We start from the raw sequence: 24,532 nt of genomic DNA, 5'->3' as shown, positions 1-24,532 counted from the left end.
CGAGTCTACCAGCGCGAGGACGGTGCTCCTGACACGCGGCTGAGCCTGCAGGCGACGAGCGCGCCGAGCGCCACGCCGACGAGGTCGGCGACGACGTCGAAGGGGTCGCCGCTACGGGTGGGCAGCGCCAGGCCCTGGACGATCTCGCTCACCGGGGCGTGCACGGCGATGACCGCGGCCACCCACCCCCACCGCACCCGGGCCCAGCCGGCGAGCGCGACGGGCATGCCGAAGACGAGCGCGTGGACCACCTTGTCGGCGAAGGGGATGTCCCCTCCCCCGGCGGGGCTCGGGTCGTAGAGCACGACCAGCTGGACGAGGACGGCGACCACGGTGAGGACGACGGCCAGACACCGCCGGCCGGTCTGGACGGGGCGTCCCGTCGTCGAGGTGCTCACGGGCCTCATCCCAGCACACCGGGCCACGCCCCCTTCGCCCTCCCCGGGCATGCCGACGGCCGCCCGCTCGAGAGATCTCGTACGGGCGGCCGTCGGCTGCTGACGTGGGTCACGGTGGTGGAGGTGGCGGGAATCGAACCCGCGTCCACTGGTAGACGAGCAGGACTTCTCCGGGTGCAGTGCGCTATGGATTTTCTCGGCCTCAGGGCTCGCACGCACACGTCCCCTGACAGGCCCAGTCGAGAAGGAGTCCCGCGCAGCGTCCCGACACCGCTGCGCAGCAAGATCTCTAGCTGACGCTGGTTACTGAGCCGAGATCGAGCTCAGACCAACGGACTTCGGGCTCGCTCAGGCGGCGAGGGCGAAGTCGGTGCGCTTGGAATCGGCACCTATTGATGTGCACGGGGCGTTGACGAGATGACCGTGCATCCTCGACCCGCTTCTCCTGCAGGACCGACCAATGTCGAAACCGATCACCCCCGTGAGGGTGTCCACGTCACGCTGTTGAGTTGTGGGGTGAGACTACCGTCCTCAACCGCGGGGCCGCCAACCGCATTCCCCTCCCCCGCTGCCACCAACTGCCCAGGCAGGCCGCCTAGTGTCGAGGAGCACGGACCACCACACCCCAGGAGGCACATATGGGTATCGGCGACAAGATCGAGAACGCGAAGGACCAGCTGGCCGGCAAGGCCAAGCAGGCTGCGGGCGACGCCAAGGACGACCCGGAGATGCAGGCCGAGGGCCAGGCTCAGGAGAGCAAGGGCAACCTCAAGGCCGCTGGCGAGAACGTCAAGGACACCTTCAAGTGACCCTTTGACCCTGATCAGCGCGAAGGGGTGGCCCGCCGACTCGGCGGGCCACCCCTTCGTCGTGCTCGGCCTGGTGCGACCGGGCGCGGGTCACTCCTCGCGGTGCCGCCCGAAGACCGCGCGCTCGGTCTCACGGCGGTCCTGCCGCTCGCGCAGGGCGTGGCGCTTGTCGTAGTGCTTCTTGCCGGTGGCGACGGCGATCTCGACCTTGACGACGCTGCCGGAGAAGTACAGCGAGAGCGGCACGATGGTCCGCCCGCTCGCGTGGACGGCGGCGTGCAGCTTGTCGAGCTCGCGGCGGTGCAGGAGGAGCTTGCGACGGCGACGCGGGGTGTGGTTGGTCCAGGAGCCGTTGAGGTACTCGGGGATGTGCACGCCCTCGAGGTAGAGCTCGTCGCGGTAGAAGGTCGCGTAGCCGTCGACGAGGTTGGCCCGGCCCATGCGCAGCGCCTTGACCTCGGTGCCCATGAGCGCCAGCCCGGCCTCGTAGGTGTCCTCGATGAGGTAGTCGTGCCGCGCCTTGCGGTTGCTGGCGATGACCTTGCGGCCCGCCTGGCCCTTGTCGGCCACCGATCTCACCCGTCCTCGCTCGCTGTACGTCGTGCCCCTGCCGGGGAGCATCACGCTACCTGGCGGCGCGGGCGGGACCTACTCGGTTGTCCGGGGCTCAGAGCCAGCGGCGCGGGTCGACCGGGGTGCCGTTCTCGTAGGTCTCGAAGTGCAGGTGGCAGCCGGTCGAGGTCCCGGTCGTGCCGACGTAGCCGATGAGCTCGCCGCGCTTGACCGTGCCGGAGGTGCGGGCGAAGGCCTGCAGGTGGTTGTACGTCGTCGAGAGCAGCACGCCGCGCTTGACCCCGTGGTCGACGGCGATCTGGTTGCCGTACCCGCCGGCGACGCCCGCCGAGACGATCGTGCCGTCGGCCGCCGCGCGCACCGGGGCGCCGCACGCGCCGCCGTAGTCGCGACCGGCGTGCAGGCGCCAGTAGCTGAGGATCGGGTGGAAGCGCAGCCCGAACTCCGAGGTGATCGGCGCGTTGACCGGGGCCGCGAGGACCCCCGAGCTCGTCGCGGGAGGCGTCGGGTTGGGGTCGGCGGCCTCGGGCTCCGGGGCTGCGGCGGCCCGACGACGGGCCTCGGCCTGCCGGGCCTGCTCGGCCTCGCGGGCGGCCTTGATCTTCGCGGCCTTGACCCGGGCCTTGCGGGCGCGCTCCTCGAGGATCTTGCCGAGGCGGTCGGACTCGGCGCGCAGACCGGTGAGCCGGCCCTGCTCCTTGGCCCGCTCGGTGCGCAGCGTCTTGGCCTGGCTCGTCTGGTCGGCCTCGAGCGACTCGAGGTCGGCCTCGGCCTCGTCGGCCTCGGTCTTGGCGACCTTCGCGTCCGACAGCGCGGTGCTCGCGTCGTCGCGGGCCTGCTGGGTCTTGTCCTTGAGCGCCTCGAGCCGGTCCTGCTGGGTGACGAGGTCGGCGCGCGAGGTGGTCAGCGAGTCCAGCGAGTCGGACTGGGCGCCGCCGGCGGAGTCGGCGATGACCATGCGGTCGATGACCTCGCCGGGCGACTCGGCCCCGAGCGCGACGGAGAGGTCGCCCAGACCCTGCTGCTGGTAGACCTCGCCGGCGAAGCCCGCGACGTCGGAGCGGGCGCGGGTGATCTTCGTGCTCGTCGTGCGGATGTCCTTGCGCGCCTTGGCCTCGTCGGCCTTGGCCACGCGCAGGTCGGCGGCCGCGTCGTCGTACTTGCTCTGGGCGGCGGTCTCGGCCTCCTCGGCCTGCTTCGCCTTCGAGCGCGCGGCGGGCAGCTTGGCCCGGGTGCTCTTCAGCGAGTCGTAGGCCTCGACGAGCTCGGCGGAGGTGTCGCTGAGGTCGGCCTTCGTCGCACTGATGCTGTCGTCGACCTTGCGCTTCTTGTCGGCGGGGTCGGGGTCACCGGCGGCCCACGAGGCCGTCGCGAGACCCGCGGCGAGGCAGACCGCCAGGGCCGAGCTGGTCGCGGCCCGGCTCGTACGGCCGGCCCGGGGTGCGAAGCGCTTCATCGCGACGAACGATAGCGGCGCCGCCTGGGAGGCCAAGGGAGGTCAGCGCACCCCGCGTGTCACACGGGTCCCAGACGTCCAACGCCGACCTAGACGCGCAGGTATCTCCACAGCGTGATCGTCGAGGTGCCGATGGCGAGCACGCCGACGAGACCGAAGAGGGCGGGGGCGATGACGAGGACCTCGGAGCTGCTGATGAGCGCGGTGCCCGTCGTCTCCTGGATGAGGTACTCGTCGAAGAGGCTCCACGCCGAGAACCACAGCATGCCGACGGCCAGACCCGTGCCGACGAGCCCGGCGACGAGGGTCTCGATGATGAAGGGCGTGCGGATCGTGCTGTTGCTCGCGCCGACGAGCCTCATGATCGCGATCTCTCGTCGCCTCGTGAAGGCGGCCTGGCGGATCGTCGTCGCCATGAGCAGCACGGCGCTGACGAGCGTAAGCAAGGACAGCGCGACCATGACGGCCGAGGCGATGTTGATCGCCTGGAAGAGCTTGCTGAAGACCTGCCGCAGGTCGGGCACGCTCGCCACCCCGGGCGCGTTCTCGAAGGCCGAGGCGACGGTCTCGTACTGCTCGGGGTCGCTCAGCTGCACGCGATAGCTCGGCGGGATGTCGCCCACGCGGATGTTCTTGCTGAGCGGCGAGTTCTTGTAGTCCTCGCGGAAGCGGTCGTAGGCCTCCTGCTCGCTCTCGAAGTAGACCTCCTTGACGAGCGGGCGGGACTCCTCGAGCTGGGCCTCGATCGTCTCGCGCTGCTCGTCGGTCACCGCGCCCTCGGCGCAGTTGGGCTGGCTCGAGCTGTCGGTGCACAGGTAGATCGAGACCTGGACCCGGTCGTACCAGTAGCCCTTCATCGTCGTGACCTGGCGCTGGGCGAGGACCCCGACGCCGAGGAGGTACATCGAGATCATCGTCACGAGGACGACGGAGATGGCGATCGACTTGTTGCGACGCAGGCCCTGCCATGCGTCGACGAGGACGTTGGTCGGCCTCATCGCGCCTCCTCCTCGTCCCTGTCGTCCCACTCGGTGCTCTGCACCGCCACGGGCTCGGCGTCCTGCTCGGCCCGGCGCTCGGCCTCGGCCTGCTCCTCGTCCGGGTCGCGTCGCTCCTCGAGCAGGTCGTCGTCGTCGCGCTCGGCCACCCGCTCCTCGCGGTCGACCGAGTCGACGACCTTGGGCACGTAGCCGCCGGTGGCCTCGTCGCGGATGATGACGCCGTCCTCGATCTCGACGACGCGCTGCTGCATGCTGTCGACGATCGTGTTGTCGTGGGTGGCCATGAGGATCGTCGTGCCCGAGTCGTGGATGCGCTTGAGCAGGTGGACGATGTCGAGCGAGGTCGCCGGGTCGAGGTTGCCGGTCGGCTCGTCGGCGAGGAGCACCGGCGGGCGGTTGACGACAGCCCGGGCGATCGCGACGCGCTGCTGCTCTCCGCCGGAGAGCTCGTGGGGGAATCTCTTGGCCATGCCGTTGAGCCCGACGAGGTCGAGGGTCTCGGGCACGAGCGAGCGGATCGCGCGGCGCGGGCGGCCGATGACCTGCAGCGCGAAGGCGATGTTCTGCTCGACCGTCTTGTTCGGCAGCAGGCGGAAGTCCTGGAAGACCGAGCCGATCTGGCGACGCAGCTGGGGCACCTTGCGGCCCGGCAGCCGGCTGAGGTCGTGGCCGCCGACGAGGAGGCGGCCCTTGGTCACCTGCTCCTCGCGGATGGCCAGGCGCAGCATCGTCGACTTGCCCGAGCCGGACGCGCCGACGAGGAAGACGAACTCCCCGCGAGCGATGTCGAGGCTCACCCCGTCCAGCGCGGGGTGCTGCTGGCGGGGGTAGAGCTTGGTGACGTCTTCGAAGCGGATCATCGCGTGGTACGAGCCTCAGGGGTCGAGCGGGCAGGCCGTCATCGAGGATAGGTGGGGGTCCTGGGGACCCCGCCGCACCTCGGGGACCTCGGCGCGTTCACCCGCGCCGGGGTCCCCCTTCGCTCAGTCCTGAGCCCGGGACTGCTCGATGCGCCAGCGCACGCCGGCCTCGATGAACTCGTCGATCTCGCCGTCGAAGACGGCGGTGGGGTTGCCGGTCTCGTGCTCGGTGCGCAGGTCCTTGACCATCTGGTACGGGTTGAGGACGTAGGAGCGCATCTGGTCGCCCCAGCTGGCCTTGATGTCGCCGGCGAGCTCCTTGCGCTCGGCGGCCTCCTCGGCCTTCTTGAGCAGCAGCAGGCGCGACTGCATGACGCGCAGCGCGGCGGCGCGGTTCTGGATCTGGCTCTTCTCGTTCTGCATCGACACGACGGTGCCGGTGGGGATGTGCGTCATGCGCACGGCCGAGTCGGTCGTGTTGACCGACTGACCACCGGGGCCCGAGGAGCGGAAGACGTCGATCTTGAGGTCGTTCTCCGGGATGTCGATGGAGTCGGTGCCCTCGATGAGGGGGATGACCTCGACGGCGGCGAAGGAGGTCTGGCGGCGCCCCTGGTTGTCGAAGGGGGAGATCCGCACGAGGCGGTGGGTGCCGCCCTCGACGGAGAGGTTGCCGTAGGCGTAGGGCACGTTGACCTCGAAGGTCACCGACTTCAGGCCGGCCTCCTCCGCGTACGAGGTGTCCATGACCTTCGTCGGGTAGCCGTGGCGCTCGGCCCAGCGCAGGTACATCCGCATGAGCATCTCGGCGAAGTCGGCGGCGTCGACACCACCGGCGCCGGCGCGGATCGTCACGACCGCGGAGCGCTCGTCGTACTCGCCGGAGAGCAGGGTGCGGACCTCGAGCTCGCCGACGGCCTTGCGCACGGCCTTGAGCTCGCGCTCGGCCTCGGCGAGGGTCTCGGCGTCGTTCTCCTCCTGCCCCATCTCGACGAGCGCCTCGACGTCGTCGATGCGGCTGTCCATGCCGGTGATCCGGTCGATCTCGGCGCGGGCGCGCTGCATGGCCGAGGTGACCTTCTGCGCGTTGTCCGGGTCGTCCCAGATCGAGGGGTCCGAGGACTGCCGCTCCAGCTCCTCGACCTGCGCCTGGAGCTTGGGGACGTCGCTCACCTCGCGCACCGAGCTCATCGTCGTGCGTAGGTCTTGGATCTCCTGGGTGAAGTCGACAGCCACGATCAGCAAGAGTACGGCAGCCCCGCCGGGCCGCTCGCCGCTACACCGGTTGGGCCGACGAGGACTGGTCGGGGTTGGAGGCGATGAACTGGTTGAGCCAGCGCGCGTCGGGGTCGCGGTCGATGAGCAGGCTCTTGACGAGCAGGGTGAAGGGGATGGCGAGCAGGGCCCCGAGCGCGCCGAAGACGTAGCTCCAGAAGATGAGGGAGAGGAAGGCGGTCGTCGCGTTGATGCCCACGGCGTCGCCGGTGAACTTCGGCTGGAGCACGGTCTGGATGACGAAGTTGACGACGCTGTAGACGACGACCACCCAGATGAGCTTCTCCACTCCCCCGTCGAGCAGGGCGAGCAGCGCCGGCGGCACGAGGCCGATGACGAAGCCGATGTTGGGGATGTAGTTCGTCACGAAGGCGAGCAGACCGAAGGTCAGCGGCAGCGGCACGTCGAGGGCCATGAGCGCGAGCGCGTCGATGACGGCGACGACGATGCCGAAGGTCGTCGAGACGACCCAGTACTTGCGCACCCGCTCGGCGAAGTCGGCCAGGGCGTCGGCGATGTCGGGCTTGACGACGTGCACCCGGGTGAGCCGCTTGGGGAAGCCGCCGGCGTCCATGGTGAGGAAGAGCATCACCGTGAGCAGGAAGAGCATCGAGGAGGTCAGCCCGGTGAGGGCGTTGGCCAGGCCGCGGGCGATGCCGGAGAGGTCGCGGATGTCGAAGTTCGTCATCGCGTTGTCGATCTGGTCCTGCCCGACGCCCCACCCGATGAGCGTGCTGCGGCCGGACTCGACGAGGTCGTCGAAGGTGTCGCCGTACTTCGGCAGCTCGGTCGCGAGCTTGCCCGCCGCGAGCCCGATCGAGCCGACGAGGAGGAAGAGCAGCCCGTAGAGGAGCAGGAGCATGACGACGGCGCCGAGGGCCCGGGGCAGCACGGCGGAGATCGCCCGGTAGATCGGGTAGACGGCGATGATGAGGGTGATCGCGAGGAAGGTCGGCGCGATGATCGACGCCACGGACTTGAGCCCGCCGATGGCGATGACCGCCCCGGCGATGCCGATGAGCAGGGTGAGCGTCGGCGGCAGGACGGTGCGGATCTCGCGGCGCGGCGGGGTGGGGTGCTCGTGCTCCCGGTCGACGGTGGCGACCTCAGCGACCGGGACCGTGTCCTCCCCCTTCGCCGGCTCGGTCTCGACGCTCCCGTCCGTCCGGTGGGCGACCTCGTCCGCCGGCTCGGCGGTCTTGTCGGGGTCGGGCGTGGTCGTCACGGGGCGCCTCACAGGTCGGGTCAGGGCGAAGGGGTGTCCGCCACGGCGATTGTGACCGACAGCCCCGACTGCGTGCACCCGGGTCCCGGAGGGACGCTGGTTCGGAGAAGATCTGTCACCTCGACGTGACTCTTCTTCTTCGAGCCAGAGTTCTTCGAGTCAGAGGTCCCGGACGAAGGTCCACTCCCCGGGCAGGTCGCCGAGATCCCGCTCGAGCTCGAGCGTCGAGTACACCCGCTGCATGACGAAGCTCATCCCGTCAGCACCGCGGTGGCCGAAGGCCGCCCTGGCTCCGGGGCCGGCGCGGCGCACCGCCTCGCGCAGATCGTCCTCGCTCACCACCCACCACGCGTACGGGACCCCGTCGCGCTCGAAGACGACCCGCCGCCCGACGTAGCGGGCCTCTCGCTCGCCGTCCTCCTCGAGGCCCTCGAGCAGGCGGTCGATCGTCGGCCTCACGGCGCAGCCACCGGGACGCGCGCCTGCGCTCTCGACTCGACGGTCAGGGTGACGGAGCCGCCGAGCCCGCGGATGAGCCCGCCGACGAGCGGGAGGTCGGCTTCGCCGGTGAGTCGCACGACGGCAGTCTGCCCGTCCGCGGTGCCGGTGCCCGGCGCGACCTGCCACGACCTCAGCCCAGGCGGCATCTCTCGGCCCTCAAGCGTCTCGGCCGCGGTGCGCTGCACCGCCTCGTCGCTCACCGGGACGACCTCGTCGATGCCCTCGGCGTAGATGCTCGCCTCGTCCTCGTCGGCCGCGTCGAGAGCGGCGGTGTCCGCCGCGTCGAGCAGGCGCATGCGGGTGACCTGCACCGAGGTGACGGCCATGGCACCGAGGATCAGCGTCAGGGCGATGACGGTGAGGCCGAGGACGAGGAGCGAGAGCTGGCCGTCCTCCCCCTTCGCCCGCCGTACCGAGACGCGCCACAGCCCGCTCATCCGGTCCGTACCTCGTAGCGCGGCACGACGGAGACCTGGGTGGCGCTGACCGGCACCTCGAGCGGGATGACGTCGCGGGCGAAGGTGGGGACGAGCGGGAGGGGGACGCTCACCGTCGCCGTCGACCGGATCTCGCCTTCGGGGGTCAGGCACGGAGTCTGCGTGCACGTGACCTGCAGCTGCCCCTCGCCGGCGAAGCCCTGGTCCTCGAAGGCGATGTCCGCGGCGGCCGCGGCCCGCGCAGGTGCAGCGTCCTCGGAGGTCGAGGTGACGAAGCCGCGGCCCGACTCGCGCGCTGCCTGGGTCACGGCGTACGTCCCGGCCTGCAGCCGCGCGAGCATGAGGACGAGGTAGATGAGCGGGACGAGCAGCACGACGGCGAGGGTGACGAACTCGACGACCGCCGACCCCCTGTCGTCCGTGGCCCGGTCGCGCAGGACACGTCCGACCGCGCGGAGCCGGCGTCCCGGTCTCACTGGTCCTCCACGAACGCACGACCGGTGACGTCGAGGGCGCCGTCGGGTCCGAGCGGTCCGATGACGGGCAGGGGTGCACTCACCCGCACGACGACCACCTGCACCCCGGCGGCGGTCTGCTCGGTCGTCACGCTGACGTCGTCGGCGTAGCCGTCGGAGATCGAGCGCCGGATGAGGTCCCGGGTCCGGTCGGCGCCTGCGTCAGGGCTTGAGCCGATCTTGGCCCCATGACGTGCGCCCTCGGACGCGCACGAGATGAGGGTGTTGCGGATGTGCAGCGCCGCACCCAGCTGAAGGACGGCGACGAAGACGAGCGCGAGCAGGCCCGATGTCAGCGCGAAGTCGACGACGGCCGCACCGGTCTCGTCCCGCAGCCGTCTCATCGGGGGTCGTCGGGACCCGTGACGCCGCTGAGCGCGTCCTCGAAGATCGTCTGCAGCTGGTCGCCCGCGATGGCCCACAGCCCGACGACGAGGGCCGCTGTCATGAGCGTGATGAGGACCCAGCCGGGTACGTCGCCGCGCTCGCTGCGGGTCGCGGCGGCAGCGCGGGCCGCCGATGCGCGCAGGGCCTGGTGCCCGCGGATGAGGTGTGCGGTCATGATCTGTGCCTCCCTGTCGGTGCCCGATCGGGCGGTGGTGCTGTCGTGCATGCCTGGGTCACATCTCGAAGCGGAAGAACTCGATGCCGGGGAAGATCGCGAAGAGGATGGTGATGGGCAGGACGAGGAAGACGACCGGCACCATCATCGCGATCTCCTTCTTGCCACCCTCCTCCATGAGCTGGCGCCGCCCCTCTTCGCGCACGTCCTGCGCCTGGGCCCGCAGCACGTCGGCCAGCGGCGTGCCGCGCTCGACGGCGATGACGATCCCGTCGACGAAGCGGGCCAGGCTGGTCAGGCCGGTGCGGTCGGCCAGCCCCTGGAGCGCCTGCGGCAGGTTGGCCCCCGCGCGTGCGTCGGCGAGGCAGGTCCGCAGCTCGTCGGCCAGCTCGCCGTGCGACATCCGGCCGACGCGCTCGAGCGCCCCGACCGCGCCCTCCCCGGCACCGACCGCGAGCGCCAGGAGCTCGGCCACGGTGGGGAACTCGGTGAGCATGCGCTGCTCCCGACGGGTGGCGGCGCGGGTGAGCATCGTGTCCCGGGCGAGGACACCGACGCAGAAGCCGAGACCGACGAGGGCGACGAGCACGACCCACGACGAGCCGCGAGCCGCCACCGACAGGACGCCGAGGGCTCCCCCGCCGACGGCGAAGACGACCCCGGTGAGCACCTGCTCGGCCCGGAACTGGTCGGTGTCGGGCTCTCGCCCGGCCCGCAGCAGCCGCCGGCGCACCGACGCGTTGCCCCCGACAACCCGCTCGACCCGCCCTGCCGCGGAGATCACGAGAGGACGCAGCAGCGCCGGGACGGCCCCGGTGACGCCCACCCCCTTCGGCATGAGCAGGCGCGACGGGCGCGGCGTGTCCCTCAGGTAGGGGGCGATCCGGTCGTCGAGGGTCGCGCGCCGGTGACGCGGCAGCCCCTGGTGCACGAGGAGCACCCCGAGGGCGAAGACCAGGCCGAGCAGGGCGCCGCTGCGCCCCAGCCCGACGTCGTGGAGCAGCTCGCTCATCGCAGCACCCGGGCTTCCTCGGGCAGCCGTCCGAGCCGCATCATCAGCCGGTACGCGAGCACCGACGAGATCGCGCCGAAGGCGAGCACGACGGCACCGGCACGGCTGTCGTACGCGGCGACCGACTCGGGCCTCGTGCACAGCAGCGCGAGGACGACCCACGGGGCGGCCACCGCGAGGCGGGCCGCGTTGACCGTCCACGACTGCCGCGCCTCGAGCTCGGCCCGGGTGCGTGCGTCCTCGCGCAGGAAGGTGCTCAGGGTCCGCAGCAGCGACCCGAGATCGGTGCCGCCGACCTCGCGCGCGATGCGCAGCGACTCGACGATCCGGTCGCCGACGGGGTCGGCGAGACGGTCCTTGAGACGGTCGAGGGCCTCGGCGAAGCGCCCGCTCGTGCGGTAGTCGCTCGCGAAGTCGGCGAAGGCGGGGCGCAGCTCCTCGGGACCGCGGTGTGCGAGCTGGGCGAGGGCCTCCGGCAGCGCCATCCCCGCGCGCACGGCTGACGTGATGTTGTCGACGACGTCGGGCCACAGGTCGCGCAGCTGGGCGCGTCGTGCCCGGGCCCGCATCCGCACCGTGGCGAAGGGGACCCACGCGGCCATCGCGGCGAAGCACAGGGAGACCGTGAGCACGGTGGTGAGCACGAGGACGAGCAGCAGGGCGGCGCCGCCGAGGAGGAGGCAGGACGCGACGAGCACCTGCGGGGACACCGTGTGGTACCCCGCCTGGGCGAGCTCGTCGCGCAGCCGGTCCATGACGACCGACTCACGACGTCGCCGCGGCGTGCGCGGCCAGGTCGACCACCAGATGCAGAAGAGCCCGCACCCGAGGAGCAGGCCGACGAGGACCCCGGTCATGTCTCGCTCCTGGCGAGGATGCCGGCGATGTCGTACCCGGCACGCTCGAAGCGGTCGCGGTGCGGCGGGAAGCCGTCGGCGCGCACGAGCCGCCCGTCACGCTGGGTGAAGATGTCGGCGGTCTCGACGACGTCGGCCTCGACTCGGCCGGGCAGGGCGACGATCTCGCGGACGCGCCGGACCCCGTCGCCCTCCAGCGCGGCGTGGACGACGACGTCGATCGAGGAGGCCACGGTCGGCACGACGAACTTCGCACCGACGTTCTCCCCGGCGAGGAGCGGCAGGGTGCACATCTTCGTCACCGCCTCGCGCGCGCTGTTCGCGTGGATCGTGCACATCCCGGGCAGCCCGGAGTTGAGGGCGATGAGCAGGTCGAGGCTCTCGGACTGGCGGACCTCGCCGACGATGATCCGGCTGGGCCGCATCCGCAGGGCCTCCTTGACGAGGCGGCGCAGGGGTACCTCGCCGGTGCCCTCGAGGCTGGGCTGGCGGCACTGCATCGCGGCGACGTCGCGCAGCGGCAGCTTGAGCTCGAAGACCTCCTCGCAGGTCACGACCCGCTCGCGGGCGGGGATCGCCGCGGCGAGGCAGTTGAGCAGGGTCGTCTTGCCCGCCTGCGTACCGCCGGCGACGAGGACGTTGAGCCCCGACGCGACGGCGGCCTGCAGGAAGGTCGACGCGTGCTGCGTCAGCGTGCCGAGACGGACGAGGTCGTCGAGGTGGTCGGCCTTGACGACGAACTTGCGCACGTTCACGAGCCAGTGCTCGCGGCTGATGTCGGGGATCGTCACGTGGAGGCGGCTGCCGTCGGGCAGCACCGCGTCGACGAAGGGGGACGACAGGTCCACCCGTCGGCCGGAGGACTTCAGCATCTTCTCGACGAGGTCTCGCACCCCGTCGGCGGTGAGGATCGTGCTCGTCAGCTCCGCGATCCCCTGACGCGCGACGAAGACCTGGCTCGGCGCGTTGATCCAGATCTCCTCGACCTCCGGGTCGTCGAAGTACTGCTGCAGCGGGCCGAAGCCGGCCACCGCGTCCATGACCTGCTTGACCGCCGCCTCGAAGTTGCCGAGCAGCGGCAGGCCCCCGTGCATCGAGCGCTCGTCGTAGTCGGTCACCGCCTCGCGCACGAGCTCGCTCACGGACCGGTGGTCGCGCACGGGGTCCACCCCGCTGCGCCGGATCAGCTCCCTGACCTCCGCCTCGACGACCGCGTGCGCCTCCACGCCATCCCCTTCCGCTGCGTCCCCGTCTCCCCATCGCCCCCCGGCCGATCACAAGAAGGTAGTGCTTCGAGCCTCACCTGGCGCGGCGAGATCCACAGGTCACCCTCGCGGACGGTGCGCCAGGGCACCTGTGGACAGCGCAGGTCGCCGGTCGACCGACCTCGTCTACCGTCCCCGCACATGCACCTCGGCCTCACCCTCTCGACGACCGACGGCCGCACCCACGAGGTGACGGTCGACGTGGCCGGGGCTCACGACGGCCGCTGCCTGGCCGACGCGCTCCTCGAGGCGCTCCACCTCGACCCCGCGAGCGAGGTCTGGGTCGGCGAGGAGGTCGTCGACGAGCAGATGGCGGCGGGCTCTCCCCCGCTCCTCCACGGCGCGCACCTCCTCGTCCGGCCGGCCGGCCACGTCCCGCACGGCGGGGCGCGCGGCTCCCCCCTTCGCCTCGCGGTCGTCGGGGGGCCGGACGCCGGTCACGACATCGCCCTGACCCACGGCAGCTGGACCGTGGGCCGCTCCCCCTCGTGCGACCTGACCCTCGACGACCCCTCGCTCTCCCGGACCCATCTCGTCGTCGAGGTCGGCTCCTCGGGGGTGCACGTGCGACCCGCGTCGACGACCAACCCCACGCGGCTCGACGACCACGACCTCGACGACGCGGGCGAGACCCTCACGGCAGGCTCCGTCCTGACCGCCGGGGCTCACCGGCTCGCCGTCCGGGGGACGCACGGACGACGTCTGGCCGTCGTCCCGACCGGGGACGGGACGCTGCGGGTGAGCACCCAGCCGCTCCCGGCTCCCCCGGAGCCGGCCCGGGCCGTCGCCTTCCCCGCCGAGCCACGAGCACCGCGAGCCCGACGTCTGCCGTGGGTCATGCTCGTGGCACCGCTGCCGCTGGCCGGCGCGATGGCCTACCTCTTCGGTCCCCGCATGCTGCTGCTCGCGCTGCTGTCGCCGGTGATGATGCTCGGCACCCACCTCTCGGACCGGATCGGCTCCCGCGCCGACGCCCGCCGCGAGCGCGCCGACTGGGTGGACGCCAGCCGTCGCGCCCGCGCGCGGCTCGAGGCGGCGCTGCAGGACGAGGCATCTCGGCTCGAGCGGTCCTCGCCCGACCCCTACGAGCTGCGGCTCGTGGCCGCCGGGCCGGGCGCACGGCTCTGGGAGCGACGACGCGACCACGCCGGTGCGTGCCTGGTGCGCGTGGGCGTCGGGGAGACCGCGGCGCACCTCCAGGTCACAGCTCCCGGCGCCGACGCGACGCACCCCCGTCTCACCGGTGTGCCTGTCGCGCTCGACCTCGACGCGCACCCTCTCCTCGGCGTCGAGGGCGACCCGGCCGAGGTGGCCGGGGTCGCCCGCTGGGTGGTCGGGCAGCTGCTCGTCCTGCACCCTCCCTCTGAGGTCGAGGTGCTCGTGCTCGGCCGGGTGATGTGGATGGGCGGGCTCGTCCGCGCCCCGCACGTCTCGTCCGCGGGCGGGGACGGCCTGCGCTCCCTGGCGGAGGAGGTACGTCGCCGTGACCCACGATCCACCCACGACCTGACCCTCGTCGTCGTCGACGACCCCAGGCCGTGGCGCCGCTCCGAGGCGTGGCGCACCGTGGTCGACGACGGCCCTGCGGTCGGGGTCCGGGTCCTGCTCGCCCCCACCGGCGGGGGCGAGCTGCCCCACGAGTGCCGCACCGTGCTCGCCCTGCGCGACGGGCGGGGGGTCGTGCGCGGCCCCGGTCGGCACGACGCGGTCGTCACGGACGGGGTCGACCTGTCGTGGGCGGAGCAGGTCGGCCGCGCGCTGGCGCCCCTGCGCGACGCGGCACCCGGTCGTCGTCGGTCACGGCTGCCCGCCGTCGTCGCCCTGGCCGACGTCGCCGACGTCCCGACGGGCCCCGGCGCCCTCCTCGAGCGGTGGCGGGCCCCGTCGTCGGGCCTCGCGGCCGTCCTCGGCGCGGGCGAAGGGGGACCCCTCACCGTCGACCTCGTGACGGACGGCCCCCACGTCCTCGTCGGCGGCACCACCGGCTCCGGCAAGTCCGAGCTCCTCCAGTCCTGGATCTGCTCCCTCGCCCTCGCGCACGGACCGGACCGGCTCAGCTTCGTCCTCGTCGACTACAAGGGCGGTGCCGCCCTCGCCGCCTGCGCCGAGCTGCCCCACACCGTCGGGGTGCTCACCGATCTCGACCCCGACGGCGCGCAGCGGGCCCTCGTCAGCCTCGGCGCCGAGCTCCGCCGGCGTGAGGCCCTGCTCGCCGAGCTCGGCGCAGCCGACATCATCGCCTACCGCGAGGCCGGGGGCGCCCTGCCCCGGCTCGTCGTGGTGGTCGACGAGTTCCGGGTGCTCGCCCAGGAGCAGCCCGACGTCCTCAGCGGCATGGTGCGTCTCGCCGCGGTCGGGCGCTCGCTCGGCATCCACCTCGTCCTGGCGACGCAGCGGCCGGGCGGCATCATCACCCCCGAGATCAAGGCCAACGTCAACCTGCGCATCTCGCTGCGGGTCCGCGACCGCGTCGACAGCGACGACGTCATCGGGTGCGCCGACGCCGCGAGCATCCCGGAGGGGATGCCCGGTCGCGGGCTGCTGCGGACCGGGGACGGCCCGCCGACCGCCGTCCAGGCCGCGTACGTCGGCGGGCGGAGCGGTGGCGGTGACCATCTCACCGTCCGCGGCGAAGGGGGCGAGCTCCTGTGGTCTCGAGCAGACCAGGTCCCGGCGGGAGCAGGCAGCGACCTGCGCGAGGCGGTCGACCTCGCGCGCGAGGCGTGGGAGTGCACCGGCGCACCCCCGCCGCACCGGCCGTGGCTCCCCCAGCTGCCCGCGGTCGTCGACACGGTGCCGTCGGCACCGCCGGACGTCGTCGTCTGGGGGCTGACCGACCACCCTGACGAGCAGCGGCAGGACCCGCTCACCTGGGCGCTCGGCGACGGTCATCTGCTCGTCGTCGGCGGCCCGAGGACAGGTCGCACGACCGCGCTGCACTCCCTCGTGAGCCGGATGGGCTCTGCCCTGCGCTCTCACGTCGTCGTGCACCTCGTCGCGCCGCCGTCCCCGGCGACCGACCGCGCCCGGGGGCAGCCGCACGTGGCGTCCCTCGTCGACCCCGGCGACCGGTCCACGACTCGCCGGCTGGTCGCCCGCCTGCGCGAGGACATCGGCTCACGGCGCGAGGCACTGCGGGCGAGCGGCCGTCCCGGGTACGAGCAGTGGTGGGCTGACTGGCGGCGGGGCGAGGCGGACCCGCCCCCGCCCGTCCTCGTGGTCGCCGTCGACGGCTGGTCGCTCGTCTCCCGGGCGCCCGACCAGCCCGACCTCGAGAGCGCCGACGCGCTCGAGTCCGTGGCCCGCGACGGCACGTCCCTGGGCATCCGTCTCGTCGTGACCGGCGGACGGGAGCTATCCTCGGGACGGCTCGGGTCGCTGGCTCGTCGGCGTCTCGTGCTCCACCTGCCCGATCGAGGCGACGTCCTGGCCGCCGGTGCGCCGCCGTCGCTGGTGCCCGCCGGTGCGGTGCCCGGCCGTGGTGCCCTCCTGCCCGACGGCGTCCTCGCCCAGGTGGCACTGCCCGTGCCGGCAGGACGACCGTCCACCGACTCCTGCGACCCGTGGCGGTGGCGTGTCGTCGACCTGCCGGCGAGCGTCGCGCTCGACGACCTGCCGCACGCGGAAGGGCTCGTGCTCGGCCACTCCGGCGACCCGGACCGTCCCGTCGTGGTCGAGGTCGACGGCGGGCCCTGGGTGGTCGTCGGGCCCGGCCGGTCGGGACGCACCACGGCTCTGCGGCTCCTCGGCGAGCAGCTGGCGAAGGGGGGTCGGCCCGTCCTCGAGGTCTCCTCACGGGCGACCCGGCTCGTCTCGTCGTCGCTCGCCGTCATCGGTCCCGAGGAGGTCGACCCCTTCGTGCGCGCCGTGCAGTCGCACGAGGACCTCGTCGTCCTCGTCGACGACCTCGACACGCTGGACGAGACGCCCCTCGACCCGGTCCTGCGCAGCTACGCCAGCCACTGCACGCGCTCGGGCGACGTCCTCCTCGCCGCGAGCAGCTCGACGGCTGCGACGTCCTTCAGGGGGCTCACCGCGACGATGTGCCGGTCGCGTCGGGGCTTGCTGCTGCAGCCCCAGGCCCGCTCCGACGGTGACGTCCTGGGCGTCCGGGTGCCGGCCTCGCCGCGGGTCCCGGGCCGGGGTCACCTCGTCGACCACGGGGTCGCCACCGAGGTGCAGGTCGCGCTCCCGGCTCCAGCAGAGAGCCTGTCGCGCCCTGACCGACTGCGCTGACCCCGGCACGCACCCGGGTCGGATCTCACCCCCGCGCTCCCCGTGTCGTTAGAAGAAGATCTGTCACCTCGACGTGACGATCCTTCTTCGAACCACCAGGGCGGGTGCACCCATCGACCGCCGCCGTGGCTGGCACCGCCTCAGTGGACGGTGTCCTCCGGTAGGTCGGCGGCGGGCGAGGACATCGCGGCGAGCAGACCGGCGATCGACAGCACCGCGAGCGGGGCGGCGACGAGCAGGCCGTTGGAGGTGTTGAGGGTCCAGATCGCCGGCAGGGTGAGCAGGCACCACACGACCGTCGCGGTCCGGGGCCAGCGGCGGCCGGTGAGCCACCCGCGGGCCATGGCGGCGAGCAGCACGGTGAAGATCGCGGTGACGACGAGCGAGAGCGCCGCGGCGGAGGCGACGTCGGTCGTACCGGTGACGAGCTCGCGCAGGTACAGGCCGGCCGCGACGAGCAGGGCGAGCGCGTACACCGCGCACACCGCCCCCGCGACGAGGGCAGCGGGGGCCAGGCCCGTCCGGGCGCCGTCGGGTCGTGGTGCGGTGCTCACAGGCCGCACCCTACGACTCCGCCCCGGCATCAGCCCCGGGTGCGCGTCGGTCGCCCTTCGCGGGCGACCCGGTGAGCGCGTCGTCGGACCCCCGTGATGGGGTGGGACGGCCACGGGGCCGAGACCCGCCGGCAACTCACCGGCCGCTTCCCCTAGCGGGACATGCCCGTCCCCGGCTAACATCGAGGGTCGCCCCCGATACAGGCTCCTGCCTGCCCTCACGCGCCCCGGCCCGGAACATCGAGCCTGCGTGGATCGTTGGCACAGGGTGTCCCCGACCGGGACTCCCGAGCGAGCACCGTCCGTCAACGCCGATCGACTGGTGATCCACCCCTGACCCCTGCCCGGGCCAGGATCCCAGGCCACCACCGCTAGGCCCCACAGACAGACAAGGAGCACGACTACATGGATTGGCGCGACCGGTCAGCCTGCCTCGACGAGGACCCCGAGCTGTTCTTCCCCATCGGCAACACCGGCCCTGCGATCGCCCAGATCGAGGAGGCCAAGAAGGTGTGCCGCCGCTGCGAGGTCATCGACACCTGCCTCAAGTGGGCCATCGAGTCCGGCCAGGACGCCGGTGTCTGGGGCGGTCTGTCCGAGGACGAGCGCCGCGCGCTCAAGCGTCGTAACGCCCGCGCCCGCCGCGCCGGCTGAGACGCTCATACACCTGCACGACCCGAGCCGGCGGCCAGCTCCTCACGGAGCGGCCACCGGCTCTCCCTTCGCCCGGGGTCAGCTGCGCTGACGCAGCCGGGCGCTGAAGCGCACGGTCGTCCCGCCCTGGGGGTTGTCCTCCCAGCGGATCGTGCCGCGCAGGTCCTGCACCATCGAGGTGACGATCCGGGTGCCGAGCCCGGCCCGGCTGGGCCGGAAGCCCGCCGGCAAACCCGCCCCGTCGTCGGTGATGCTCACCCGCAGGATGTCCTCGCCGTCCGCCGCGGTGCGCTCGGCCCGCACGACGATCGCTCCCCCGTCGGGCACGCCGTGCTCGACGGCGTTCTGGATGAGCTCGGAGAGGATGAGGGCGACCGAGGTCGCCTCGTTCGGGCCCATCCAGCCGAAGCTGCCCTCGACCCGTGAGTCGAGCGAGCCCTGGGTGCGCGCGACCTCGATGATGCCGCGCAACCCGCGCACGGCGATCTCGTCGAAGTCGGCCTCCTCGGAGAAGCCGGTGCTCAACGTCTCGTAGACCATCGCGATGACCCCGACGCGGCGCTCCGCCTCGCGCAGCGCCTGACGACCCTCGCCGTCCTCGACCCGACGCCCCTGCATCCGCAGCAGCGCCGCCACAGTCTGCAGGTTGTTCTTCACCCGGTGGTGGATCTCGCGGATCGTCTGGTCCTTGCTGAGCACCTGCTCGTCGCGGTGCCGCAGGTCGGAGATGTCGCGGATGAACACGATCGCGCCCTGCCGGACGCCGCCCCGGGTCAGCGGGAGGGCCCGCAGGGTCGCCGCCTGACCGCCCGCCGTCACCTCGGCCCGCCACGCGGCGCGGCCCATGACGACGATGGCCAGGCCCTCGTCGAGCGGGCCGTCGAGACGGGGCAGGCCGCCGATCGCCTGCGCGAGCACCGCGCCGAGGATCTGGCCGTCGTGCCCGAGGCGGCGCATCGCGCTCACGGCGTTCGGGCTGGCGAAGAGGACCTCGCCCCGCTCGTCGAGCTGGATGACCCCGTCGGCGACCCGGGGCGCCCCGCGGCGCTGGCCCGTCGGGGCCGACGCCGAGGGCCACTCCCCCCGCACGAGCATCTCGCTCAGCGTGTCGGTGAGCTCGCCGTAGGTGCGCTCGAGCGGGCTGGTCGAGCGGTCACGACCACCCGGCTGGTGCCGGGTGACGACGCCGACCGTGCGCCCGCCGAGCCGCACGGGCACGGCGGCGACCTTCGTCGTGCCCTCGAGGCCGTCGGCGTCGATGCACTGCCCCGCGTCCGCGGCGGCGTCGATGACCTCGCGCAGGTCGTCGAAGGCGGGCCGCCCGATCATGTCGTCGACGAAGGCCATCGGCCCCGTCATCGGGCGGGCGTGGGCCACGGCGACCCAGCCCTCGTCGAGGCACACCCACATGACGAGGTCGCAGAAGCCGAGGTCGGCGAGCAGCTGCCAGTCCTCGAGGACCAGCCGCAGCCGCTCGACCTCGGCCTGCGTCAGACCGCTGGCCGCGAAGACCTCGGTCGTCGTGCGGACTGGGGTCACCGCGTCACCGAGCGCAGCATCCTCAGCGCGACGGACAGGGCGGCGACGGTCGGCGCCGACAGCGCGCGGATGCCGGCGAGCGAGGTGCGCACGCGCTCCCACGACTCGTCGTGCCCGTCGAGCCAGCTCTGCCACCGCTCCTCGGGCGTCGGGTCGCTGAGCTCGGAGCTCGACTCGAGCACCGAGCGGGTGAGCGCCTGCAGCGTCGCGTAGAGATCGTCGCGCAGCGCACCGCGGGCCAGGCTGTCCCACCGCTCGACGCGCGGCAGCGCGGTGACGCGCAGCAGCAGGTCGTCGATGCCGAAGCGCTCCGAGACGAGGTAGTACAGCTCGGCGACCTGCTCCGGCGTCTGCCCCGAGTCGGCGGCGATGTCGGTGATGTCGAGCAGCGAGTAGCCGTCGAGCAGCGACGCGGCCCGGGCCGCGAGCTGCTCGGGGACGCCCCGCTCGACGAGGTCGGCCGTGTTGTCCTCGAGCCGCTTCGCCTCCGAGCCCTGGAGCATGCCGCCGACGCTCGAGCCGAGCTCGGCGACAACCGGCGCGAAGCGCTCGATCTCCTCGCGGATCGCCAGCCGACCCGGGCGCGCGGCGAGCAGCCAACGCACCCCGCGGTCGAGCAGCCGACGGAACTCGAGGTAGAGCCGCGTCTGCACCTCGGTCGGCACGACCGCGTCGAGCGCCTCGACCTCGGCGACGTAGTCGTCGAGTCCGAAGACCTCGCGGATGACGACGTAGGCCCGGGCGACCTGCTCGGGCGTCGCACCGGTCTCGGTGACCGCGCGGTGCACGAAGGTGATGCCGCCGCGGTTAACGACGTCGTTGGCCAGGACGGTTGTGACGATCTGTCGGCGAAGGGGGTGCGCGAGCACCTGGTCGCCGTACTCGTCACGGATGCGCTGCGGGAAGTACGAGAGCAGCATGTCCTCGGTCGCCGGGTCGTCCGGGGTCGCGGACTCGAGCAGGTCGGCCTTGAGGGCGAGCTTGCTGTAGGCGAGGAGCACCGACAGCTCGGGCGAGGTGAGCCCCTGCCCGGCCTCCTGACGGCGGGCGACCTCGCTCTTGCTCGGCAGGAACTCGAGCTCGCGGTCGAGCTCGCCGCGCTCCTCGAGGTCGGTCATGAAGGTCTCGTGCACCGAGAGCATCGAGCCGCCCTGGGCACGCGCGTTGCCGAGCAGGACGTTCTGCTCGTAGTTGTCGCGCAGGACCATCTCGCCGACCTCGTCGGTCATCGAGGCGAGCAGGTCGACGCGGGCCGGCTCGTCGAGACCGCCCTCGCGCACGACGTCGCCGAGGAGGACCTTGATGTTGACCTCGTGGTCGCTCGTGTCGACGCCGGCCGAGTTGTCGACGGCGTCGGTGTTGATCCGCACGCCGCTCTGCGCGGCCTCGATGCGACCGCGCTGGGTGGCGCCGAGGTTGCCGCCCTCGCCGACGACCTTCGCCTGCAGCTGGGCGCCGTCGACGCGGTAGGCGTCGCCGGAGCGGTCGCCGACCTCGTCGTGGCTCTCGCTCTGCGCCTTGACGTAGGTGCCGATGCCGCCGTTCCACAGCAGGTCGGCTGGCGCGAGGAGGATCGCGCGGATGAGGTCGTTCGGCGCGAGCGAGGTCGCCCCGTCGAGACCGAGCGCGGCCGCGGCCTGCTCGCTCACGGGGATCGACTTCGCCGAGCGCGGCCACACGCCGCCGCCCTCGCTGATGAGGGAGGTGTCGTAGTCGGCCCACGAGCTGCGCGGCAGGTCGAAGAGGCGCCGGCGCTCGGCGAAGGAGCTCGCCGCGTCGGGGTCCGGGTCGAGGAAGACGTGACGGTGGTCGAAGGCCGCGAGCAGGCGGATGTGCTCGGACAGGAGCATCCCGTTGCCGAAGACGTCACCGGACATGTCGCCGATGCCGACGACGGTGAAGTCCTCGCTCTGGGTGTCGACGCCCATCTCGCGGAAGTGCCGCTTGACCGACTCCCACGCGCCACGGGCCGTGATGCCCATGCCCTTGTGGTCGTAGCCGATCGAGCCGCCGGAGGCGAAGGCGTCGTCGAGCCAGAAGCCGTACTCCTGCGCGACGGAGTTCGCCAGGTCGGAGAAGGTCGCCGTGCCCTTGTCGGCCGCGACGACGAGGTAGGGGTCGTCGCCGTCGACGCGGACGACGCGCTCGGGCGGGACGACCTCGGAGCCGACGCGGTTGTCGGTGATGTCGAGCAGACCGGAGATGAACTGCCGGTACGCGGCCCGGCCGGCCTCCATCCACGCCTCGCGGTCGGCGGAGGCGTCGGGCAGCTGCTTGCCGTAGAAGCCGCCCTTGCTGCCGGTCGGCACGATGACGGCGTTCTTGACCATCTGCGCCTTGACGAGGCCGAGCACCTCGGTGCGGAAGTCGTCGCGCCGGTCGCTCCAGCGCAGACCGCCACGGGCGACCGCGCCGAAGCGCAGGTGCACGCCCTCGACCATCGGCGAGCACACCCAGATCTCGTAGGCGGGCCACGGCTTGGGCATGTCGGGCACCTTGCGCGGCTCGAGCTTGAGGCTGATCCGCGGCAGCGGCTCGCCCTGCTCGTCGTGCTGGTAGTAGCTCGTGCGCAGCGTCGCGGCGATCACGCCGACGAAGGAGCGGATGACCCGGTCGTGCGCCAGCGAGGCGACGTCGTCGAGCAGCTCGTCGATCCGGCCGCGGATCTCGGCCTGGGCCGCCTCGCGCGCCTGCGCGTCACCCTCGACGTCGGGGTCGAAGCGGGCGTCGAAGAGCGCGACGAGCTCGCGGGCGATCTGGGTGTGCTCGGTGAGCGCCTCGGCGAGCGAGCGCAGGCTCCACGTCGTGCGGGTCTGGCGCAGGTAGCGCGCGACGGTCCGCAGCAGGGCGACCTGGCGCCAGGTGAGACCGGCGGAGACGACGAGCGAGTTGAGCGCGTCGGACTCGGCGCGACCCGACCAGACCGCGGTGACCGCGCTCTCGACGAGCTCGCGGAGCTCCTCGTGGGTGTGCTGATCCCACAGCCCCGCGTCGTCGACCCGCAGGCCGAAGTCGTAGACGCCGATGCGCTCGCCGTCGGAGCGGGTGACGATGTACGGCTCCTCGTCGACGACCTCGAGACCGAGGTCGTGGAAGAGCGGCATGACGCGGGCCAGGGAGACCCGGTCGATGCTGAAGAGCTTGAAGCGGCGCACCGTCGCCCCGTCGTCACGCCCGTGGCCGCGGCGGGGGTCGTACAGGACGCACTCGAAGCGGTGGTCCTCGTCGATGGAGACGAGGTTCTTGAGATCGGCGACGGTCTGCGCGGCGTCGAAGTCGTCCTGGTAGTCGACGGGGAAGCCGTGGACGAAGGGGGCGAGCATCGCCTCTGCGCGATCGCCCAGGCGCTCCTCGGCGGCGGCGGCGAGGTGCTCGGTCCACGTGCGCGAGGCGGCGGCGACCCGGTCGCCGAGCGACCCGGCCTCGTCCGAGGACGGGGTGTAGACCGGCTTGCCGTCGGTGCGGCGCAGGACGTAGTACAGCCGCGCGAGGGAGTCCTCGCTCACGTGGGCGGTAAAGGTCGCCTCGTCGGCCCCGATCGCGGTGAGCAGGACCTCCTCGATGCGGTGGCGCACCGTCGTCGTGTAGCGGTCGCGCGAGAGGTAGACGAGGGCGGTGACGTACTGGCGCTGCGCGTCGCCGCGCAGGTAGAGCGAGGTCTGGCGCAGGGTCTCGATGCGCAGGATCGAGTGCACGACCTGGTCGAGGTGCTCGACGTCGTCCTGGAAGAGCTCGTCGCGGGGGAAGGTCTCGAGCAGGCGCAGGACCCGGTTGCCGGAGTGCGAGTCCTCGCTCCACCCGGCGGTGTGCAGGATCGAGGTGACCTTCGCCGAGACGACGGGGATCGTGATGACCGGCTCGGTGTAGGCGCTCGAGGTGAAGAGCCCGACGACGCGGGTCTCGCGCAGCGAGCCGTCGCTGCCCTGCCAGCGCACGGCGACGTGGTCGGGGTAGGCGGTGCGGTGCACGGTCGAGCGTGCGCTGCCCTTGCCGATGCGCACGCCCACGCGGTCCTGCGCCAGGCGCTGCTCGGCCTCGCTGAGGGTGTACGCGTCGTCGGCGAGCAGACCGAGACCGGACCCGGCGACGGGCTCCATGCCGGCGTCGGTCACGGTGTAGTCGCGGATGCCGAGGAAGGTGAGGTGGTCGCGGGTCAGCCAGCGCAGCAGCTCGGCGGCCTCGTCGAGCTCGTCGTCGTCACCGGACGCGGCGATCTCGTCGGCGCGCTCCAGCGCGCGCTGCTGCATCGCCTCCCAGTCCTGGACGGCGCAGCGCACGTCGTCGAGGACGTCGCGCACCGTCGTCGTCAGCACCTCGTCGTCGGCGGCGGACGCGGAGGTCTCGACGTGCATCCACGACTCGGCGAGCTCGCCGGCGGCGACGCCCTGGCCGCCCGTGGGGGCGTCGCGCAGGTCGACGATGCGGCCGTCGTCGTCGCGGCGCACGGCGAACTGCGGGTGGATGACGAGCGTGACCCGGTGGCCCAGGCGCTCGAGCGCCCCGACGACGGAGTCGACGAGGAAGGGACGGTCGTCGGTGACGACGTCGACCGAGCCGTTGCTCACGTGCAGGTGGGACTGCCCGGCCGAGCGCTGCTCGGCGGCGGAGCGGTGCCGGCTCGCGAGCGCGAGCAGGTCCTCGGGTGGTCGGCCGGAGACCTCGGCCGGGTCCACGTGCCGCAGGTAGCGGCGGACGAAGGTGGGGTCCTCACCAGCCGCGGCGGCCGCCGTGGCGGCCCCCTCGGCGACGGTGGAGGACGAGTCGGCGGAGAGCGGAACCATGTGCTCGGGCATCCTTGATCTG

21 protein-coding genes and 1 other RNA gene are annotated in these 24,532 nt (G+C 72.5%); 3 read left to right on the top strand and 19 right to left on the bottom strand.

Annotated features, from left to right (window positions below; translation table 11 throughout):
* Nucleotides 1-5: 5 nt before the first annotated feature.
* Nucleotides 6-398 carry a VanZ family protein gene (locus tag ABIB53_RS07710; RefSeq protein WP_354587740.1) on the bottom strand — a complete coding sequence of 131 codons (393 nt, stop codon included), beginning with the start codon at nt 396-398 and terminating at the stop codon, nt 6-8.
* A 115-nt stretch (nt 399-513) separates the two neighbouring features.
* Nucleotides 514-879, bottom strand: a transfer-messenger RNA (tmRNA) gene (gene ssrA / locus ABIB53_RS07705).
* A gap of 157 nt (nt 880-1,036) precedes the next feature.
* Between ssrA and ABIB53_RS07700 the strand changes: the two genes are divergently transcribed.
* On the top strand, nt 1,037-1,207 hold the full coding sequence (locus ABIB53_RS07700; RefSeq protein WP_068273614.1) for a CsbD family protein: 171 nt from the start codon (nt 1,037-1,039) through the stop codon (nt 1,205-1,207).
* Nucleotides 1,208-1,297: 90 nt separating this feature from the next.
* Here ABIB53_RS07700 and smpB read toward each other — a convergent pair whose 3' ends face one another.
* From smpB to ABIB53_RS07630, 14 genes are all read right to left on the bottom strand, one after another.
* A complete protein-coding gene (smpB, locus tag ABIB53_RS07695; protein WP_232311805.1) occupies nt 1,298-1,786 on the bottom strand; it encodes an SsrA-binding protein SmpB in 489 nt (162 codons plus the stop codon).
* An 88-nt stretch (nt 1,787-1,874) separates the two neighbouring features.
* A complete protein-coding gene (locus ABIB53_RS07690; RefSeq protein WP_229300755.1) occupies nt 1,875-3,236 on the bottom strand; it encodes a M23 family metallopeptidase in 1,362 nt (453 codons plus the stop codon).
* An 89-nt stretch (nt 3,237-3,325) separates the two neighbouring features.
* Nucleotides 3,326-4,234: a permease-like cell division protein FtsX gene (gene ftsX / locus ABIB53_RS07685; RefSeq protein ID WP_354587739.1), complete on the bottom strand. Its 909-nt coding sequence runs from the start codon at nt 4,232-4,234 to the stop codon at nt 3,326-3,328.
* On the bottom strand, nt 4,231-5,097 hold the full coding sequence (ftsE, locus tag ABIB53_RS07680) for a cell division ATP-binding protein FtsE (protein ID WP_354587738.1): 867 nt from the start codon (nt 5,095-5,097) through the stop codon (nt 4,231-4,233). Before ftsE ends, ftsX begins: the two co-directional genes overlap by 4 nt.
* 123 nt (nt 5,098-5,220) lie before the next feature.
* Nucleotides 5,221-6,333, bottom strand: a complete 1,113-nt coding sequence (gene prfB, locus ABIB53_RS07675; protein WP_068273592.1) for a peptide chain release factor 2 — start codon at nt 6,331-6,333, stop codon at nt 5,221-5,223.
* A 40-nt stretch (nt 6,334-6,373) separates the two neighbouring features.
* Entirely contained in the window at nt 6,374-7,597 is a 1,224-nt protein-coding gene (locus ABIB53_RS07670; RefSeq protein ID WP_354587737.1) for an AI-2E family transporter, read from the bottom strand.
* A 159-nt stretch (nt 7,598-7,756) separates the two neighbouring features.
* Entirely contained in the window at nt 7,757-8,056 is a 300-nt protein-coding gene (locus ABIB53_RS07665; protein WP_354587736.1) for a hypothetical protein, read from the bottom strand.
* Nucleotides 8,053-8,535: a pilus assembly protein TadG-related protein gene (locus ABIB53_RS07660; protein WP_354587735.1), complete on the bottom strand. Its 483-nt coding sequence runs from the start codon at nt 8,533-8,535 to the stop codon at nt 8,053-8,055. The genes ABIB53_RS07665 and ABIB53_RS07660 overlap by 4 nt, the downstream gene beginning before the upstream one ends.
* Nucleotides 8,532-9,011 carry a TadE/TadG family type IV pilus assembly protein gene (locus ABIB53_RS07655; RefSeq protein WP_354587734.1) on the bottom strand — a complete coding sequence of 160 codons (480 nt, stop codon included), beginning with the start codon at nt 9,009-9,011 and terminating at the stop codon, nt 8,532-8,534. Before ABIB53_RS07655 ends, ABIB53_RS07660 begins: the two co-directional genes overlap by 4 nt.
* Nucleotides 9,008-9,394 carry a TadE family protein gene (locus ABIB53_RS07650; RefSeq protein ID WP_123091038.1) on the bottom strand — a complete coding sequence of 129 codons (387 nt, stop codon included), beginning with the start codon at nt 9,392-9,394 and terminating at the stop codon, nt 9,008-9,010. Before ABIB53_RS07650 ends, ABIB53_RS07655 begins: the two co-directional genes overlap by 4 nt.
* Nucleotides 9,391-9,612 carry a hypothetical protein gene (locus tag ABIB53_RS07645; RefSeq protein ID WP_068274296.1) on the bottom strand — a complete coding sequence of 74 codons (222 nt, stop codon included), beginning with the start codon at nt 9,610-9,612 and terminating at the stop codon, nt 9,391-9,393. Before ABIB53_RS07645 ends, ABIB53_RS07650 begins: the two co-directional genes overlap by 4 nt.
* A gap of 58 nt (nt 9,613-9,670) precedes the next feature.
* Nucleotides 9,671-10,624: a type II secretion system F family protein gene (locus ABIB53_RS07640; protein ID WP_354587733.1), complete on the bottom strand. Its 954-nt coding sequence runs from the start codon at nt 10,622-10,624 to the stop codon at nt 9,671-9,673.
* Nucleotides 10,621-11,481 carry a type II secretion system F family protein gene (locus ABIB53_RS07635; protein ID WP_191563030.1) on the bottom strand — a complete coding sequence of 287 codons (861 nt, stop codon included), beginning with the start codon at nt 11,479-11,481 and terminating at the stop codon, nt 10,621-10,623. The genes ABIB53_RS07640 and ABIB53_RS07635 overlap by 4 nt, the downstream gene beginning before the upstream one ends.
* Nucleotides 11,478-12,707, bottom strand: coding sequence for a TadA family conjugal transfer-associated ATPase (locus tag ABIB53_RS07630; protein ID WP_191563029.1), 1,230 nt, complete (start codon nt 12,705-12,707; stop codon nt 11,478-11,480). Before ABIB53_RS07630 ends, ABIB53_RS07635 begins: the two co-directional genes overlap by 4 nt.
* A gap of 180 nt (nt 12,708-12,887) precedes the next feature.
* Between ABIB53_RS07630 and ABIB53_RS07625 the strand changes: the two genes are divergently transcribed.
* A complete protein-coding gene (locus ABIB53_RS07625; protein ID WP_354587732.1) occupies nt 12,888-16,982 on the top strand; it encodes a type VII secretion EssC family protein in 4,095 nt (1,364 codons plus the stop codon).
* A gap of 140 nt (nt 16,983-17,122) precedes the next feature.
* On the opposite strand, the gene ABIB53_RS07620 is transcribed toward ABIB53_RS07625, so the two are convergent.
* Nucleotides 17,123-17,536: a hypothetical protein gene (locus ABIB53_RS07620; RefSeq protein WP_123091082.1), complete on the bottom strand. Its 414-nt coding sequence runs from the start codon at nt 17,534-17,536 to the stop codon at nt 17,123-17,125.
* 405 nt (nt 17,537-17,941) lie between these two features.
* Between ABIB53_RS07620 and ABIB53_RS07615 the strand changes: the two genes are divergently transcribed.
* Complete coding sequence (locus ABIB53_RS07615) at nt 17,942-18,190, top strand: WhiB family transcriptional regulator (protein ID WP_068273570.1); 249 nt, start codon at nt 17,942-17,944, stop codon at nt 18,188-18,190.
* Between the two features lie 78 nt (nt 18,191-18,268).
* Here ABIB53_RS07615 and ABIB53_RS07610 read toward each other — a convergent pair whose 3' ends face one another.
* Nucleotides 18,269-19,729 carry a sensor histidine kinase gene (locus tag ABIB53_RS07610; protein WP_354587730.1) on the bottom strand — a complete coding sequence of 487 codons (1,461 nt, stop codon included), beginning with the start codon at nt 19,727-19,729 and terminating at the stop codon, nt 18,269-18,271.
* Entirely contained in the window at nt 19,726-24,510 is a 4,785-nt protein-coding gene (locus ABIB53_RS07605; protein WP_354587729.1) for an NAD-glutamate dehydrogenase, read from the bottom strand. The genes ABIB53_RS07610 and ABIB53_RS07605 overlap by 4 nt, the downstream gene beginning before the upstream one ends.
* Between the last annotated feature and the right edge of the window lie 22 nt (nt 24,511-24,532).

The sequence above is a fragment of the Janibacter sp. UYMM211 genome, assembly GCF_040547045.1.
Lineage (GTDB): Bacteria > Actinomycetota > Actinomycetes > Actinomycetales > Dermatophilaceae > Marihabitans > Marihabitans melonis.
This window is presented reverse-complemented; position numbering and strand designations above follow the sequence as displayed.